Origin of the sequence: Smaragdicoccus niigatensis DSM 44881 = NBRC 103563 (assembly GCF_000380645.1) — a bacterium.
In the GTDB taxonomy this organism is placed as follows: Bacteria; Actinomycetota; Actinomycetes; order Mycobacteriales; family Mycobacteriaceae; genus Smaragdicoccus; species Smaragdicoccus niigatensis.
In genome coordinates, this window is record NZ_AQXZ01000015.1 from 40,208 (window position 1) to 57,244 (window position 17,037).

17 protein-coding genes and 1 tRNA gene are annotated in these 17,037 nt (G+C 64.2%); 12 read left to right on the plus strand and 6 right to left on the minus strand.

What is annotated here, in order from left to right:
- The 4 genes from F600_RS0108670 (at window position 1) to F600_RS31575 (ending at window position 2,220) form a co-directional block, all read left to right on the plus strand.
- Window positions 1-624: a TetR/AcrR family transcriptional regulator gene (locus tag F600_RS0108670; RefSeq protein WP_018160213.1), complete on the plus strand. Its 624-nt coding sequence runs from the start codon at window positions 1-3 to the stop codon at window positions 622-624.
- A gap of 665 nt (window positions 625-1,289) precedes the next feature.
- Window positions 1,290-1,374 (plus strand) — tRNA-Ser (locus F600_RS31570).
- A gap of 60 nt (window positions 1,375-1,434) precedes the next feature.
- Window positions 1,435-2,028, plus strand: a complete 594-nt coding sequence (locus F600_RS0108680) for a dihydrofolate reductase family protein (RefSeq protein WP_026306319.1) — start codon at window positions 1,435-1,437, stop codon at window positions 2,026-2,028.
- 18 nt (window positions 2,029-2,046) lie between these two features.
- A complete protein-coding gene (locus tag F600_RS31575) occupies window positions 2,047-2,220 on the plus strand; it encodes a hypothetical protein (RefSeq protein WP_018160215.1) in 174 nt (57 codons plus the stop codon).
- Here the strand turns inward: F600_RS31575 and F600_RS0108690 are convergent.
- Window positions 2,217-2,432 (minus strand): hypothetical protein, encoded by a 216-nt coding sequence (locus tag F600_RS0108690; RefSeq protein ID WP_156024492.1) that lies wholly within the window; start codon window positions 2,430-2,432, stop codon window positions 2,217-2,219. The two genes, F600_RS31575 and F600_RS0108690, sit on opposite strands and share 4 nt — an antisense overlap.
- Window positions 2,433-3,192: 760 nt before the next feature.
- Between F600_RS0108690 and F600_RS0108695 the strand changes: the two genes are divergently transcribed.
- The gene (locus F600_RS0108695) at window positions 3,193-3,936 is read left to right on the plus strand and encodes an MspA family porin (protein ID WP_018160217.1); all 744 of its coding nucleotides are present in this window, start codon (window positions 3,193-3,195) and stop codon (window positions 3,934-3,936) included.
- A gap of 53 nt (window positions 3,937-3,989) precedes the next feature.
- On the opposite strand, the gene F600_RS0108700 is transcribed toward F600_RS0108695, so the two are convergent.
- Window positions 3,990-4,205 carry a hypothetical protein gene (locus tag F600_RS0108700; protein ID WP_018160218.1) on the minus strand — a complete coding sequence of 72 codons (216 nt, stop codon included), beginning with the start codon at window positions 4,203-4,205 and terminating at the stop codon, window positions 3,990-3,992.
- 150 nt (window positions 4,206-4,355) lie between these two features.
- On the opposite strand from F600_RS0108700, the gene F600_RS0108705 reads away from it, so the two are divergent.
- Window positions 4,356-4,616 carry a hypothetical protein gene (locus F600_RS0108705; RefSeq protein ID WP_018160219.1) on the plus strand — a complete coding sequence of 87 codons (261 nt, stop codon included), beginning with the start codon at window positions 4,356-4,358 and terminating at the stop codon, window positions 4,614-4,616.
- 7 nt (window positions 4,617-4,623) lie between these two features.
- On the opposite strand, the gene F600_RS0108710 is transcribed toward F600_RS0108705, so the two are convergent.
- Both F600_RS0108710 and F600_RS0108715 read right to left on the minus strand, forming a co-directional pair.
- Entirely contained in the window at window positions 4,624-4,845 is a 222-nt protein-coding gene (locus F600_RS0108710) for a three-helix bundle dimerization domain-containing protein (RefSeq protein WP_018160220.1), read from the minus strand.
- 110 nt (window positions 4,846-4,955) lie between these two features.
- Complete coding sequence (locus F600_RS0108715) at window positions 4,956-5,147, minus strand: hypothetical protein (RefSeq protein ID WP_156024493.1); 192 nt, start codon at window positions 5,145-5,147, stop codon at window positions 4,956-4,958.
- Between the two features lie 217 nt (window positions 5,148-5,364).
- On the opposite strand from F600_RS0108715, the gene F600_RS0108720 reads away from it, so the two are divergent.
- From F600_RS0108720 to F600_RS0108750, 6 genes are all read left to right on the plus strand, one after another.
- Window positions 5,365-6,561 (plus strand): RtcB family protein, encoded by a 1,197-nt coding sequence (locus tag F600_RS0108720; RefSeq protein ID WP_026306320.1) that lies wholly within the window; start codon window positions 5,365-5,367, stop codon window positions 6,559-6,561.
- Between the two features lie 345 nt (window positions 6,562-6,906).
- Window positions 6,907-7,125 (plus strand): SHOCT domain-containing protein, encoded by a 219-nt coding sequence (locus F600_RS27540; RefSeq protein ID WP_018160224.1) that lies wholly within the window; start codon window positions 6,907-6,909, stop codon window positions 7,123-7,125.
- A gap of 3 nt (window positions 7,126-7,128) precedes the next feature.
- Entirely contained in the window at window positions 7,129-7,521 is a 393-nt protein-coding gene (locus F600_RS0108735) for a fluoride efflux transporter FluC (protein WP_018160225.1), read from the plus strand.
- Entirely contained in the window at window positions 7,518-7,859 is a 342-nt protein-coding gene (locus F600_RS0108740) for a DUF190 domain-containing protein (RefSeq protein ID WP_018160226.1), read from the plus strand. The genes F600_RS0108735 and F600_RS0108740 overlap by 4 nt, the downstream gene beginning before the upstream one ends.
- The gene (crcB, locus tag F600_RS0108745; RefSeq protein ID WP_018160227.1) at window positions 7,856-8,215 is read left to right on the plus strand and encodes a fluoride efflux transporter CrcB; all 360 of its coding nucleotides are present in this window, start codon (window positions 7,856-7,858) and stop codon (window positions 8,213-8,215) included. Before F600_RS0108740 ends, crcB begins: the two co-directional genes overlap by 4 nt.
- Before the next feature lie 58 nt (window positions 8,216-8,273).
- Entirely contained in the window at window positions 8,274-10,511 is a 2,238-nt protein-coding gene (locus F600_RS0108750) for a WD40 repeat domain-containing protein (RefSeq protein WP_156024494.1), read from the plus strand.
- A 72-nt stretch (window positions 10,512-10,583) separates the two neighbouring features.
- Here F600_RS0108750 and F600_RS0108755 read toward each other — a convergent pair whose 3' ends face one another.
- Both F600_RS0108755 and F600_RS30250 read right to left on the minus strand, forming a co-directional pair.
- A complete protein-coding gene (locus F600_RS0108755) occupies window positions 10,584-16,094 on the minus strand; it encodes an ATP-binding protein (protein ID WP_018160229.1) in 5,511 nt (1,836 codons plus the stop codon).
- 56 nt (window positions 16,095-16,150) lie between these two features.
- A complete protein-coding gene (locus tag F600_RS30250; RefSeq protein ID WP_162141405.1) occupies window positions 16,151-17,035 on the minus strand; it encodes a CE1 family esterase in 885 nt (294 codons plus the stop codon).
- Window positions 17,036-17,037 lie beyond the last annotated feature (2 nt).

Sequence of the window (17,037 nt, forward strand, 5' to 3'; positions counted from 1 at the left end):
ATGACGGAGACGATTCACGCGAAGGAGTATGAGGCTGTGACAGCACCATCGACCCCGTATCACCACGGCGATTTGCCGAGCGCTCTCGTTCGTGCGGCGGTCGAACTCCTCGAGGAGGGCGGCGCCGGCGAACTGTCGCTTCGTGCTGCGGCGCGACGTGCGGGAGTGTCGACAGCCGCCCCATACCGGCACTTCGCTGACCGCGAAGCCCTGCTGTCGGAGGTTGCGGCAGTGGGCTACCGCGAACTCGCACAACAACTGATCGCGATCCACCCGGAACCATCCAACGCGAATGAACTCGCGGATGTCGCCATCGCCTACGTCCAGTTCGCGCTCACCCGGACCGGCATGTTCCGCGCTATGTTCGCCGAACCATGCGATCCGACGAGTGCGGAACGCGTGGCCGCCACCACAGCGATCAGCGACTACGTCAAATCCATTGTGCTGCGGGTCTTCCCAGATGTAGAACCGCAGCCGATGGCCGACGCCGTCTGGGCATTGGTACACGGGATGGCATTCCTATACCTCGACGGAAAGTTCGACGCCTCGTCCAACGGCGAAGTCTCCGAGCGGATTCGCTCGGCCGTTTTGGCTGTATTGAGCGTGCCAAGCCAGCCGAAGTGATCAACGGGTTTGATCGCCCAACAGGAGGACGCGCGCGTCATGAGTGCGTCCATCCGTCGGCAAAAGACCGTTTATCTACACTCGTTCAACGATCTCCCGCGCAGGCCGGATGAGTGTCGGAAACTAGGGCGTCGAATGTCGGCAAACCATTCGCCACGGCGGCGCCGTGCTCGGACGCGACCTTTCACCACCGAAAGCGACATCTGTCGCGATGGTGTCGTTCAACCGCGAGCCCGTCAGTGATCACTCAATTTTCGACACGCACGCCATACGCACACCAGCCGCGTCATGCTGGCAAACCTGGCGCCTGCTGTCGACGGCACCTACGCAGAAACTCTGCCGAAATCGGCCATTAAGCATCAAGCGGCGCGCTCCGCGCGCCGATCCCGGCTCGAGGCTGCGCTCCGCTCCGCCTCGGCCGGCCCGGTGTTCGAGTGGTCGCGTTGGGTCACGCGCCGGCGGCGCTGCTGGCACTATGCTCGACGCGCGATCGGCTGTCGCTCGCGGCGACCGTCATCCGGCGTCTCCGAGTTGCCAAACATCGGTAGGCCTCAGACAGCAAAACGAGCCCACAGTTCGACAGAATCGTGGGCACATTTTGGGCACAAACCAGGTCAAAACAGGGCAAATCGTGGTCACACCCAGAAAGACGAAACCCCAGCTCAGCGCCCATTTCTGGCTACCGATCTGGGGTCCCTGGACGCTCTCCTAAAGGGTAGGTCGGATGTTCGAATCATCTCGGGGGCACCAAGCGACAAGATCCGGTCCCGTCGACCGGATCTTGATTCGTTCCAGAGATAAAATCGAGCCGTGCGAAAAATAATCGTCATCTCGATGATTTCGCTCGATGGCGTCTTACAAGCACCGGGCGGACGTGACGAGGACACCTCCGGCGCTTTCCAATACGGCGGGTGGACCGCATCCTATTTCGACGAGGTTTTCGAAGCGGCGATGGCCGAGGACCTGAAGCCCGCGAATTACCTGCTGGGCAGAAAGACCTTCGATATCTGGGAGCAGTACTGGCCCAAGCATGCCGACTTCTGGCCCGGCATCAATGACGGCATGAAGTACGTCGTGTCGACGACGATAACTCGGTCGGACTGGGCCAACACAACGTTCCTGACGTGCGTGGATGACATCGAAGAACTCAAGAAGTCGGACGGCACGGACATCCACGTCTGGGGCAGCGGTCAGCTCATCCAACTGCTGCTCGAACATGACTGGGTCGATGAACTCCGGCTCAAGATCTACCCAATGACGCTCGGTTCGGGAAAGAAATTGTTTGCCGAGGGCACAATTCCGGCGGCGATGAAACTCACCGACAGTACGGCAACACCGAGCGGCGTTATTCTCGCCAACTATCAGCGCGCCGGCGACGTTGAAACCGGAAATGTCGGACCTTAGGGTGCGTATGGTGGCCGCATGAGCAGCACTGACGGCGAAGATCCGCGGGCCAGGTTCCGGATCCTCCCGACCCCGGACCCGGTCGAGACCGACGACCTGGCGACCGAGGAGGCCGTCGAGCCGGTCCCTGCAGAGATTGCGCACAGCCAGCAGCGGGCGCATCTGCGGTTGGTGACCGAAGCCGGAGGCTAAACGCCGAACCGGTCGCTCAGTCGGTGCCGGTAGACCAGAAGTGCGGCCAGCTCGTGACGGGCCGAGCTGAGGTGATTCCGGACCACGACGGTGCGCCGCCGCGCTTCGAGCGTGGCAAGAATGATGCGGAGACTTCCGATCTCGACGTCCAGTTCGTCGGCGAGCTGTCGGGCTTGCGCGCTGTCGGCGCTATCCGGTTGGGCTCGTCTCACGACGTTGAAAGCTAGGTCGAGAAGGTTAACGCGATCGAAGTCGATCTCTGACGGTTTGGTCACATACGCCGATCGGCGGCCGGTCCGAAGACCAGCCGCCGATCCGGCAATTCTACTTCGCTCAGCTACCAGACCCGGTGAAGAGCCCCAGCAGCGTCGTAATCAGTGAGATGAGGGCTTCCATTGCCATTCCTCCAGTTTTGTTTTGAACTACCGAATATTTCGAAATTCGGGCCGCGCATTTGATTGCCGGCGACATCCGAAGTTGTACAGTGTCGACGGGAGCACTGGAAAGAGGCCCGACCGAAAGTTCGGCGAGTCGATACACGAGTGCAATGCGGTCAGGAACCCGACTGCCATTCCGAGACCTTGAGGGACCTAAGCGCCCGCGCCCTACCGCAGCCACAGCACGGTAGCTCGCCACGCCGGACCTGCGGCTTCTATGACGAAGACCACACTCACAGGTGTCGGAAATTTACCGAATTACACGCGTGTCGTTCACTCATCGTTCACGTTCCGACCAGGTCAGTCGCAGCCTTGTCACGACTATGGATCAGGTACGAATCGCGCCTTTTCAGGCGGCTTAGCGGACTTTAAGAATTACACCGCGACGAACCACTGGTCACATACCCACAGCAGAAATCGCCGAAACGCCACTTCCGGAAATCCCGCGACAATTCGGGAAATGGCGGAGACACGAAAGATAACGGATTCAGCACACTGGTTCGCCCCCCGGCGACCAGTAACCGAAAGGCTTGACATGAAGATCCGCAAGGCGACTGGGCTCGCAGCCTTCGCCGGCGCAATGTCCGTCATGATGACCATCGGCACCGGAACCTCGGGCGCCGTCCCTGTTACGTCCCCCGACCGCGCCATCGACGTTCCGATCTCCGGTGGTTGTATCGCACACATCGCCACGGTGGGCCAGGTATTCACCAGCGTGATTCCGCTGTCCGGCAGCCCGTTCACCCGCGAGGTGTTCCTCAAGGACACCGGAATCGTGAAGTTCACGGGCTGCGACACCAAGAAGCTCCCGGTCAACTACGTTCTCGAGGTCGGCTACCAGATTGCTCCGAACGCTGACGTCTCCGACGGTCTGTCGCTCGGTGTGAGCCCGCAGTTCGCGACTGCGAACCAGTTCATCTGCAGCACTGATGGTACTGCCGCTACAACGAAGAGGGAGCCTTGCCCGGCGGATCAGCAGCCTAGACTCATCAACTCGACGACCCGAACGACCACGATCGCCCTCCCCGTGAGCCAGAAGTTCAAGCCCGGACCGATCGTCGAGACCGCCGTTCAGAAGCGTGAGTGGAAGAAGGACGACACCAAGACCCCGACCAAGTACCCGCCGGGGGCCGCTGCCATCAAGGTCAACAACTGGCACCTGGTGCTGAACAACGCGGTGGGCATCATCCAGATGCGCTCGTACGTGAAGCTGATCTCCTCGTCCAGCGCCGGCGACGACATCAACGTCGTTTACGGCCAGGCGACCGTCCTGCGCTAAACCTGAATGAAGTGCCGGGTGGGGCATTGTTGCCCCACCCGGCACTTTCACGTTCAGACCCCGAACCGATCCTGCAGCCGGAACCGCAACATTTGCGTTGTCGCCAGGTCATGACGAACGGCATTTATTCGGCGCTTCAACCTCGGCGTCAGTTCATTCGCGGAAAGCACGCTGAGCAGAATGCGAAGGTCGGCGATTTCGCCATCGAGTTCGGCCGCGAGTTCGACTGCCTGCTCCAGGTCAGTCGTGTCCCCCGCGTCCTCGCCCATGGATGCAAGCTAAATGCGCGCCGTTGAACCCGCTTGCCAGCAGAGCGAGCCGTCATCTGATGTTCAACTAGCGGCCAGGAATTCGGGCAAATCCGTCGAGATATCGCCTGGTGAAACGAATTTCCGTGAACCAGGGATATAGCTCTCGCAATGACGCACACACAGCCTGGCACCGGCGCCGAAGACACTCGCGAGCAGGAACAGGCTCGACAGTTCCACGGAACACTCGTCGAACAACTGCGCATCACCGGTCATCAATTGAAATCCGCCCGCAGCGCGGCCCGGCGTGGAGCGGCAGCCGCTCACTTTCGGGTCGGAAAACTGAATCGCGATGTCAACGAGCTTCGCCACTTGATCTCGCTGCTGCACGATCGGTTCCCGACCCTCGCATCGCCGGACGACAAGATCTGAACGAGTCTCAGCCCGTGGCTGCGGCGCGCTGCCAGTTGTGCTCATGGAGCAGAACTTCAACGCGGCGCTCAACAAACAACGGCACGAAGTCACGCACCTTCGCGTTTGCGAAGCCGTCGTGCGCCTGCGATACGAGAGCCACGATCTGATCGCGTCCGATCGCCGAGTACTTGGCGGTGAGCCGTTCGACGAGGTGGTCGAGAGAACGGCGTTCTTCGTTGGACACCATGAGGCAAAAATTACCCCCGGGCGGCGTACCGCGCGGGGGTAACGGTGAGTCGGTCGTTGCCATTCAACGCCCAAGCGGCGCGTCGTGCGAAACGCCCGAGGCGCTCTTATTTATGAAGCCCGACCCAGCTGCCGGGTGGCGCCCAACGCTTCCATCACCACGAGATCGGTGACATCGCACGGCCGGTTCACATGCTTGAATCGGGCGAGCTCGTGCGGCTGTCCCGCTCGAGCCGCCCACGTGGCGGTGCCTCCACCGCCACACTGCGGGCACTCCTCCCGCGTCACACGGTCGCTGCTCATCATGACTCCTTGATACCCGTCGGCCGTATAGGCCAACCTCTTCTACCGGGTTATCGCTCAGCGAACCGGCTGTCATTACTGGTCAGGGCGATTTGTCACACAAACGAAGCACGCCGTAACGGTAAATTCACTGGCCACCGTCCTCCGGCTTCGCCACACTTGCTGTCGCCATCACGGACAGAATCCGCGTGGCAAGTAACCCAAGAGGAGCCAGCAAATGAATGGGCCACGAATTCCGTACCCCGGAGTGGCATGTTTTGCGTCACTGATCGACGACATCACGCTTGACCAGGTCGCGAACCTCGCCCGCCTGCCGTTCATCCATCCGCACATCGCACTCATGCCGGACGCGCACACCGGTAAGGGCAGCGCCGTCGGAACCGTCATCCCCACTATCGGGGCGGTCATTCCGGCGGCGGTCGGGGTGGACATCGGCTGCGGCATGGTCGCTGCTCGGACCGTTTTCACCAAGGACGACCTCGCCGGCCGCGACCTGACCCAACTGCGAGCATCGATCGAATCGTCGATTCCGCTGTCACCCGGAAACTACAACAAGCGGTTCGATCGCTTTCCGTTCACCGCGGCGCGTATCGACGAACTGCAGGCGCAGGCGGATCGCGACGGGGTTGATCTGTCGCACTCACCGAAGTGGCGCGAGCAGTTGGGGTCGCTCGGCGGCGGAAACCACTTCATCGAGCTGTGCATCGACCAGACGGATCAGGTCTGGATGTTCCTGCACTCGGGGTCGCGTGGCGTGGGAAACAAGATCGCGCAGAAGCACATCGGCATCGCCCAGCGGCTGTGCAAGATGTGGCACATCGATCTCCCCGACCGTGACCTCGCGTACCTCCCGGAAGGGACGCCCGAGTTCAGCCGCTACCTGACGGAACTCGGCTGGGCGCAGAAGTTCGCATTGCTCAACCGTGCCGAGATGATGGACCGGTTTGCGCGCAGCCTTGCGCACTTCATGGGTGGCGACCCGGAGGACATCGCGAGCATCGAGACCGAGCGGATCAACTGTCACCACAACTACACGGTGAAGGAGCGTCATGCCGGACGTGACGTCTGGTTGACGCGAAAGGGTGCGATCGATGCGAGCCTGGGCACGCGTGGACTCATCCCCGGATCGATGGGTACGCACAGCTACATCGTGACGGGTAAGGGAAACGCGGCTGGACTGAACTCCGCTCCGCACGGTGCAGGACGTCAGTACTCCCGGACAAAGGCCCGCCAGCTGTTCACCGTCGACGACCTCGCGGCAGCAATGACCGGTATCACCTACCGGCATGGCGAACAGTGGGTCGATGAGATCCCAGCGGCCTACAAGCCGATCGATCAGGTGATGGCTGACGCGGCTGACCTGGTCGAGATCACGCACGAGCTGCGCCAGGTTCTGAACGTGAAGGGCCTCTAGCCCCTCGAGTGAAGGTGTGACTGGCTGGCAAAACGCGCGCGGTCACGGTGGTCCCTCTTGCGCGTCCGCCGTCGGGCAATCCGGCGGTGGACGCGCCCCTGGGTCAGTACCACAAGTTCGCACACGAGTCCGATGAGGATCGGGATCGCGAGCACGATCAAAATGTCGATGGTCGGACTGACCCACACCCCATCGACGGCCGGGGCGGCGACCGTCGGACTGGTGGCGGACAAGATCACGTAAGTAAAGTTACCTAAAAGCTCTCCTGTTAAACGTGGGAAATTCACATTAAACCCGCACCCCGAGTACGACCTCCCTGTTGATCAACAGTGCAAAACTTTGGATATGCAAGCACTTCGTGCCGGTCACGGCTTCTTTCTGCTCGGCGGGATCCTGCACGTCATCGTGCTCATAGCGGTCGCGGCAGCCATCTACTTCATCGTTCGCCGCTGGCCGTCGCGGTCGGGCGTCAAGCAACTTCGGGAGTCGTTCGCCCGCGGTGAGATCGACGAAGACACCTACCGTGCGCGACTGGCCGTTCTACGCGAGACCGCCCGGTACTGACGGGTGCGCAACCAAGCTCCGATCGTCGCCGTCGTGAGTCTCGGCGGCGTGATCGGCGCCCTGCTCAGATATGGCGTCGGCACCGTCTGGATGAGCGAATTTCCCTGGGCCACAATGACGATCAACGCTGTCGGCTGCGGCGCGATGGGGGCTCTGATCGTTCTGGTGACCGAGGTCTGGCCCTCCCAGAAACTCCTCCGGCCCTTCCTCGGAACCGGCGTTCTCGGCGGATTCACGACGTTCTCCACCTACGCCAGCGACGGCATCACGATTCTTGATCGCGGGCAGTTCGTTCCCGGCGTGCTGTATCTGATGGCGACGCCCTTGCTCGCGCTCACGGCGGTCTTCGCCGCGTTCGCATTCACCACACGTCTCGTCGAGAGGAGAGTCCGATGACCCGGCTCAGCGGCCAGGCAGTTCGGCTCACGGTCTACATCGGTGAAAGCGACACCTATCACCACAAGCCGCTGTACACGGAGATCGTGCATCGAGCACACGCCGCCGGCATTGCGGGTGCGAGTGTGTTCCGCGGAATCGAAGGATTCGGAGCATCCTCCCTCGTCCATACGACCCGCATCCTGTCGCTCAGCGAGGACCTACCGGTCGCGATCGTCATCATCGACAGCGACGAACGCATTCGCGCCTTCCTCCCCCAGCTCGACGAGCTCGTCACTGAGGGGCTGGTCACGCTCGACAACGTCGAAGTGTTCCGATACTCCGGCCGAACGAAGTGAATTGGCTGCTCGTCGCGATGGGCGCCGCCGTCGGCGCGCCGCTTCGCTATCTCACTGACCGGGCCATTCAGTCCCGCCACGACTCGGTCTTCCCGTGGGGCACGTTCACGGTCAACGTCGTCGGGTCGGCGATCCTCGGCGTCATCACCGGCGCCGCGAGCACCGTCCATCTCCTCCTCGGTGTCGGATTCTGCGGGGCGCTCACCACGTATTCGACGTTCTCGTACGAATCCCTCCGCCTCGCCCAGACCGGCGCGCGCATGTATGCAGCCGCGAATGTCGTCGCGAGCATCCTCGCGGGCCTGACAGCGGTGCTCATCGGTCGAGCCATCGGAAGCCATTTCTTCGGGTTCTGAACCTGCTCCGACCCGGAAGGTTGGTCACCGGTCGTGCCACGCTTGTAACCTCATCGCTGTGACCAAGCCCCCGTCGCTTCGCTCGCCCCGGATGTCTGCGCAATCACTTCGGGATAAAGCAGATTCGACGTTCCACGCGTTCCGGGAGTCGCGCCGCAGCCTGCAGGTGACCATCGCTGTCCTGATGATCATCAGCATCATCGCGGTGGTGTCCGCAATCTCGCTCGCCGCCGCCCGGACGACCGAATCGAAGCGGCGGGAACTCGCCGTGGAAGCCCGCAACGAGGCCTGGTCTCGAATGGCGGCGGCGGAAGCGGCCCGACTCCGCTACACCGACCCCGCCTTGGCCGCACAGTTCGCGCTCGCCGCATACCGCCTCGCCGACACCGTCGAGGGCACCTCGGCACTCCTCGACTCGACGACCCTGGTGACGCCGAGCCGTCTCATCGGACCGCCCGGCGCGACGATCGTTTCCGCGTCGGCGGGAAGCCGCACGGCGATCAGCATGGCCGACGGCACCGTCGGCCTGTTCACGATCGGCGCGGACGGGTCGCTGCGGGAACTCGAGACCATCAAGTCGGGCGGCACTTCCGGTGCTGCCCTTGTCTCCATCAACCGCAACTACCTCGTGCGTTCGGTGGGCTCGGCGATCGAACTGTGGCGTCTCGGCGATTCTGCGACCCTGGCGGGCCGCATCGAGACTCCCGGCACCGTGACGGCACTCTCGCTGTCGGGCGACGGCATCGCGGCCGCGGTCGGCAACGACGTACTGCGTTGGGACATCACCAACCCGAAGGCTCCCGCACCACTCCCCCCGCTGTCGTTCGGACACCCGATCAACGGCATCGCCGTCAATGATTCGGCGCACCGCATCGCCGCCGTGTCCGGAGACGGCACGCTCACCGTCTGGACCGGCGACCAGCCCACGTTCAACACACAGGGCGATGGGTTCACCGCGGCCGCGTTCAACGGTGACGGCACTCTTCTCGCGGCTGGAAGCCAGAGCGGAATCGTGTCGCGGTGGCGCTTCGACGGTGATGCGGCACAGGGCCTTCCGGTCCTGACCGGACTGGCCGGCAACGTGCACTCGGTCGCCTACAGCGGCAACCGACTCGCCGCGGCCGCCGGAACCATCACGCAGGTGTGGCGGGACGATCTGCCGGAGTCGACGATGCCGTCGGCGACCGCGATCACGTCCGTCGCCATCACTGCCGACGGCGCGACGCTCGTCACCGGAGGGGAAAACGGAACGACGCAGGTGTGGCCGATCCCGGCACCCCTCATCTCCAATCCGAACCTGGCGAACGCCAGCCTGGCCGTCGGCACCAAGGGCACGAAGATCACAGTGGGTGACACGGCCGCGACGGTCATCGACGCCGACCACCCGCGCAATCTCACCGCCCAGCCACTGCCGGCCATGCCGGAGGGCCAGGTCCCGAGCGGCGCCACCGCGACGTCGGCCGACGGGCTGACGACTGCGGTCGGCACCACCAGCGGCAACGTCGTGGTGTGGCAACGCAGCGCCGGTGGCGATTTCAAGCTGGCCGGTGTCGCAGCGATGACGCACGACCCCATTGCACACCTCGAGCTGAGCCGCTCAGGCAAGATTCTCATCGCCACGACCCAGACATCCAACAAGGCGTTCCTGTGGGACGTGGCAGCCGACAAGGCGCTCCCCAGCATCGATGTCTCGACCGGTACGCCGACCGCGCTCGGCTACGACGCCCGCAGCAACCGCATCGCGATCGGATCGAACCGAGACGTCGCGATCTACAGCCTCGAGCCGGCGAACAACCCGTCCAAGCAGTCGTCGATCGTCGTGCCGTCGACGCCCACGGCAGTGGCGTTCAACCCGGAGGGAAGCCTTCTCGCCGTCGGTAGCGCCGAGAACGAGGTCCTGCTGTACGACGCCGGAAACGGTGAGCTCACCGGCCGCATGAGCGCTCCCGCAAAGGGCGTGCAGTCCGTCACGTTCAGCCCGGATGGCGCCTTCGTCGCCGCGGGCGGGCGCGACGAGTTCGTCTGGATCTGGGACGTCACCGAAACGGACAAGCCGGTTCGCTATGCGACACTGCGCGCTTACCCGGGACCGGTCTCGGACGCGGTCTTCGTCGGCGACGGTTATCTTGCCGGCGCCATCGACCACGTCGGAGTTGCCCTGTGGCACTTCAGCGCCGAGGACGTTGCCGCCGAGCTGTGCTCACGCGGCAGCACTCCCGTCAGCGAAGAAGAGTGGCGCACGCACCTTCCGGGTGTGCCACTCATCGAAACGTGCCTGACGTCGATCCGGAACTGAGCCGCTGCGAGATAGTCGACTGGCCTGCACATCGTGCAGGCCAATCGACTATCTCCGGCAGACAAGGCTCGATCAGCTGATCGAGGCGTGTTCCTGCTGCTTCTTCGCGGCCAGCGTGCGCGCCTGGCCCCGCTCGATCGCCTCGGCGAGGCTCGGGCGCAGCGTCTCGGCGGCGACGATGGTGTGCACCGAACCGACTCGCTGTGCACGGTCGATGTTGTGGATCGCCTCGAACTCTGCGGCCACTTCACCGAGCTTGACCGAACGCACCGACGACCGAACCTCGGCCAGGGCGACCCGGACCCGAGCACGCTCGGCATCGTCCTTCGCCTCAGCGAGCTCGGCCTCGAGCTGCAGGACGTCCGGGTCCGACGCGACCCGCTTGTCGACCTCACGGGTGAACACGACAGCCGCCGCCGGTGCGCCACCGATCACGGAAGCGAACGATCCCTCGACCGCGATGACTTCCATGTTGTCGTTGAGCGCTCCGGAGAACACCACGAACGCACCACCGTGGTAGCGCGAGATCAGGCAGAACACGATCGGGCCGTCGAAGTTGACGACCGCACGGCCGATCTCGGCGCCGTACTCGAGTTGCAGTTTCCGCAGTGATTCCGGCGAGCCGTCGAATCCGGAGAGGTTCGCCAGAACGACGACCGGACGGTTACCGCTCGCTGCGTTGATCGCTCGCGCGGTCTTCTTCGACGAGTGCGGGAACAGCGTGCCGGACGTGAAGGAATCCGGACCGTCGGCGGGGTACCAACCCTTGCGCGAGATCGGGCGCGACTCGATACCGATGAGCACGACCGGGTGACCGGCGAGGTGCGCATCGAACACGACCGAGGTCTCGGCTCCGGCCATGTCGGCCCAACGCTCCATGACGCGGTGATCCTGGTCGACGATCGACCGCATGACCGTACGGATGTCGAACGGCTTCTTGCGGTCGCCGTTCGTGATCGGCGAGAAGATCTCGCCGACGGTCGTGAAGTCGCTCGACGGATGGACGTGCGGGTAGTTGTTCACGTCGCGGTTGATCGGGTCCTTGGTGAAGGCCCGACGCGGGAACCGCTCGCCCGGTGCGACGTACGAGTGCTCGTAGTGCTCGAGCAGCAGGTCACAGGCGGCCTTGAGGTTCGGCACCCAGTACTGCGCCTCACCGTTCGGACCCATGACACGGTCGTATCCACCGATACCGAAGTTGTCTTCGGCGGAGACACCACCCGAGTAGTCGAGCGACCGCTTACCGGTGAGCACCATCGCACTGTCCGGGGTCATCACAAGGATGCCCTTCGTGTGCGCGAGCATGGTCGCCTCGGCGTTCCAGTACGGCTGGGCACCGACGTTGATACCTGCGACGACGACGTTGATCGTGCCGCCGGCCTGCGTGAACTGAACGATCCGGCGCAGCGCCTTCGCGACCCAGTCCATGTTCTCGGTACCGCTGTCCATCGAGATCGTCGCACCCGAGGAGAGCGCGAACCACTCGACCGGAAGCTGACGCTCGGTCGCGAGGTCGAGCGCGGCGATGATGCGCGAGCACTCGGCTTCGGCGACGGTTCCGAGCGCCTTCGTCGGGTCACCGAACATCGCAACGCGCGTCATGCCCTCGGGGTAGCGCATCGTCGGCTTCGTCGTCAGACCCACGATGACACCTGCGGAATTGCGGCCGCGCGGTCGATCGATCGGTACGAGCGTGCCGGATTCGTTGAGGTCGTACTCGACGAACCTGCCGTCCTCACCGGTGAGCATCGGAACGAGCTCGTACGGGTAGACGAGTCCACGCATCTTCGCGTTGTGGACCTTGAGCGTGTACTCGTCGAGCGGACGAAGGGCTTCGCTCGGCGGCTCGGTGACCGAGACGACCAAGCCCGCTCCGGAACTGAACGACACGCGTACCGAAACGTCGCGCGGCTCGGTGCGGACGTCCGGACGGACGCGCAAGCGGATTCGAACCTGCTCGAGGCCCGCGCCGTAGGTGATCGGAGCGATGATGTGCCCGATCGCCGACAACTCCGACTCCGGGATGTCCAGGACCGGCCACACGAACATCGCGACCCGGTTGTTCTCGAGGCGCTTGCCATGACGCTGCGTCTGCGCCCGGCGAAGGCCGTCGACACACGCCGCGATCGCGCGCTCGATGCCGGGCACGCTGATCACCGCACCCGAGGCGTCCCGCTGGACATCCTCTTCGCGGACCTCGGCGAATGCGTGCAGACGCTGGTCCTTCGCGTTGTTGCGCGCGGTGAGCTCATACAGGTGAGTGTCCGCCGGCGCCGACAAACGACGGCCTTCGAACTCCTTGAGCCGCCAGAAGTCGAACCGCTGCGCGGTCATCGGGTGCATGTCCCGGATGATGCGATCTTCGGTGAAGCCGTTGTCGCCCGGGCGCAGCGTGATCTGGAAGGCGACGTTGCGAGCACCGAAGACCGTGATCGTGATCCGGCGAACGTTCAGCGCTGACGTGTGCGAGTTCGCACGACGCACGAGCTCGGCGGAGACCGCGTCACCGTCCAGCGGAGCATCCGGCCAGCTCACATAGATGTCGACGCCGAGGTTGTGCCCCGCACCGGCAGCAACGTCTTCAGGCAATTCCGCGACGTGGTCGAGAACCGTGCCGAAGTCGTCGAAGCTCGCGGCCGTCGCAGCGAGGTACATCCGTTCCCCGGCAAGGTCGAACGTGCCGGTCACGAAGCCATGGTCGCCGCGGGCGACCGTCGTGACGTCCGCGAGGGTGTGAATGCGGTAGTACTGCCGCGTCAGCACCTCGACGAGCGGGCCGGGGCTCGCGATCCGCTGGCCGAGCATGAGCAGCAGCGGCTCGGTCGACTCGGCAAGCGCCTGCACGCGATCGGTGTAGTCGACCGCGTCCGGGTTCGCCGACAGATAGTCGAGACCGCGACGCACGTTCCGGTAGGCGCGGAAACGCGCTTCCTTGATGACGGGCTCGCTGAACGCACGGAAGCGCAGCAGTCGAGCGACGTCACTGATGAGCGGGAAGCGGATCTGGGTCGCCCCGATGAGGCGGTCGAGAACCTCTGCCAAGGCGGGCGTCGGGCGCGGCGCGGCGGCGTCGCGAGCGAGCCAGCGCTCGAGCAGCCCGGCGATGACCGGAACCTGGTTCTCGATGCGCTGCAGACCCAGGAACAGGCGGTACACCGCCGACTCGAGGTCGGGCCCAGGCGTCAGGTCGGCGCCATAGTGTCCGAGCGCGCCCGCGAGCTTGGCGGTGAACGCCGGCTTGAGTCCGGCGATCTCGGGGTCGAGCGTGAGCAGGAACGAGTGGAATCCCTCGCGCGGGCTGTGGACCTCTTCGAGCACCTCGGTGTCCTCGTCGGCGGCCGGCCGGTTCCGCGAAATTTCGCAGATGTCGGCGAAGGTCGCGATGAGTCCGACTTCGGCCTCGAGAAGCGCAGCACTCGGCTCCGCGAGCGACGAACGCAGCTCCCAGTACTCGGACAGAACCCGAACGGCACGCTTGGCGTCGACGTCGAATCCGGTGATGACCGAGCGAAGGGTATCCAGGCGAGCGCCGGCCTCGGCGATCGTGTCGCCCAGGACCTCGGACTCGGCGCGCGGGAACACCACGCGCGGAGCCGTCGAGACCGCAGCGCCCTCAGACTTCTTGTTCATGCGAAGCAGCGGCGCACCGGCGTCGATCTGCGAGTTCACCACCGCGAGGACGTCGCGCACGACACCCGGCCACGGGGCACGTACGGCCATCTCCATCTTCATGGCCTCGAGCACCACGAGGGTGTCGCCGACCTCGACGGTGTCGCCCGCAGCGGCCGGAACGGCCACGACGACCGCCGGAGCCGGAGCCCGGACGATGCCGCCGTCGTCACGACTGACGCGGTGGGTGATGTTGTCGACCTCGACGAGGAACTGGCCCGGGCTGTTCGCGAGAACGACCTGGTAGTGCGTGTTGCCGAGAGTGATTCGGGAGCCGAAAGCCCCGAGACGCTCGATCGAGGCCTCGAGCTCGTTGTCGGCCACGTTGATTCGGTAGTTGGTCGGACCGGTCTGTGCCACGGCCAGCGTGTACGCCTGACCCTGGTAACTCAGCTCGACGTCGCGGGACATCGCGTGCGTCGTACGTGGGCGACCACCGCGGGCCGAACGCAGGAACGAGTCACGTTCCATGTCCTGCTGGCTGTCGTAGAACTCGATCGCCGCAGCGATCAAGGCCACGTGCGCCACCCGGCTCGGTGCGACGGTGCGCGGGCCCTGGCGGTCCAGCCAGCCGGTGTCCGCGGAGCCGTCGATGAGCTCGGGGCGATCCAGCAACTCGAGGAGGAACGACTTGTTGGTGGTACCGCCATCGAGCACGACCTGGGTCGCCTGCAGCGCGGTACGCAGACGCGCCAGCGCCTCGTCGCGGTCACGACCCGACGCGATGATCTTCGCGACCATCGAGTCGTAGTCCGGCGGAATGACGTCACCCTGGGCGATACCGCTGTCGACGCGGATACCCGGGCCCATCGGGAAGTTCAGGTGGACGACCTTGCCCGGTGCGGCGGCGAAGTCGTTGTCCGGGTCCTCGGCGTTCAGGCGCGCCTCAACGGCGTGGCCGATCTCTGGCGGGCAGGCACCCGGGAGCGGCTCACCATTGGCGATGAGGATCTGGAGCTTGACGAGGTCGACACCCGTCGCGGCTTCGGTGATCGGGTGCTCGACCTGGAGTCGAGTGTTGACCTCGAGGAAGGTGAAGATCTGCTGGTCCGGCTGGTAGAGGTACTCCACCGTGCCGGCGCCGACGTAACCCGCGGCGTGCACGAGCTCGGAGGAGGCGAATCGGAGGTAGTCGGACTGTTCCTGGGTCAGGACCGGCGACGACGACTCTTCGATGACCTTCTGGTTCTTGCGCTGGATCGAGCAGTCACGCACGCCCGGAGCCCAGACATTGCCGTGTTGGTCGGCGATGATCTGCACCTCGACGTGGCGCGCGTCGGTGACGAGTCGCTCCAAGAAGACAACCGGGTCGCCGAAGGATCGCTCGGCTTCGGCCATCGTGCGGTCGAGACCGACCTCGAGCTGGTCCTCGGAGTAGACCTTGCGGATACCGCGACCGCCACCACCACTACGGGCCTTGATGATCAGCGGGTAGCCGATGGCCTGGGCGTGACGGCGAGCGTCGGCACGGTTCTCGACCGGCCCGCCACTCCACGGTGCCACGGGGACGCCCACCTTCTCGGCGAGGATCTTCGCGGCGACCTTGTCACCGAGCAGTCGCATCGCATCAGCGGACGGCCCGATGAAGGTGATGCCCATGCGAGCGCACATCTCGGCGAAGGCTGGGTCTTCGGCAACGAAGCCCCAACCGACCCAGACAGCGTCCGCACCGCTTTGGCGGAGGGCACGACCGAGTTCGGCGTGATCGAGGTACGGCGTACCGCTGCCCGTCGGTCGCAACAGACAGGCTTCATCAGCCTGACGTACGAACAAGGCCCGGCGCTCTGCTTCGGTGTGCAGTGCGACGGTGCGGATCGACCAGTTTCTTGCGGCGTTCAATTCGCGCACAGCCCGGATAAGGCGAACCGCAGGTTCACCACGGTTGACAATCGCGATTTTCTGAATTGTGTTCATCGTTCAACATCATGCATAACTACTGGCGGGTAGCACAGTCGGCACACATACGTTGTCTAAAGGCGGAAGAAATCCGTGACTTTTTTGGCCGCGCCTACAGGCCACACATGCCGCCCTCCGTTGATACGGAACAGCTCGACGGGCTGGTCGCAACTCGGGTAAGTGACAAGGTCAGTCTGCTTATCCGTCTTCGTCACCGGAGCGCCGGTGCAGCCGTTGCGCTTGCCCCAATCCGCGAATTCCGTCATGACTGGGATCGTCGTCACATCGGTGAGCGTCTTACTCGCTCCCCCCGCGTACGGGACCGTCGTGTCGGCGGTTCCGTGGATGAGGAGAACGGAATCCTTCGCCGACGGCGTGCACGTCGACACCTGGATGGTCCCCGCCACCGCGGCGATTCCCTTGAACACCTCCGACGCTTCACACGCCAGACGGTTGGCCATCATGCCGCCGTTCGACATCCCGGCGGCGTACACCCGGTTCTTGTCGACGCGGTAGACCTTCGACACCCGGGCAATGACTTCCTTCGAGTAGCCGACGTCGTCGATGTTCTGCAATGGCTGGGCCGCGTCGCCACAGCACATACCGGCGTTCCACACCGCGATGTCGCGCTGGCCCCACTCGGTGCCCTGGCCGTAGACGGCGATGAAACCCTTTTCGTCGGCCAGATCGTCGAATCCGGTGAGACGTTCGAACTCCGGCGCGCTGCCGAACGCGCCGTGCAGCAACAACACCACCGGGTACTCGCGGTTCTCGTCGAACTTAGCGGGGATGTGGACCTTGTACGTGCGTTCCTTGCCGGCCCACGTGAACGTCTGGATCGGATTGCGGTCAAGACTCGGTGTCGCCGCGGCCGTCGGGAAGGACGTCGGACCACCGCCCGTCGTGGACGAGCAGGCGGCGAGAAGAAGGAGGACGAACGAAAACCAGATGCGCCGCATGA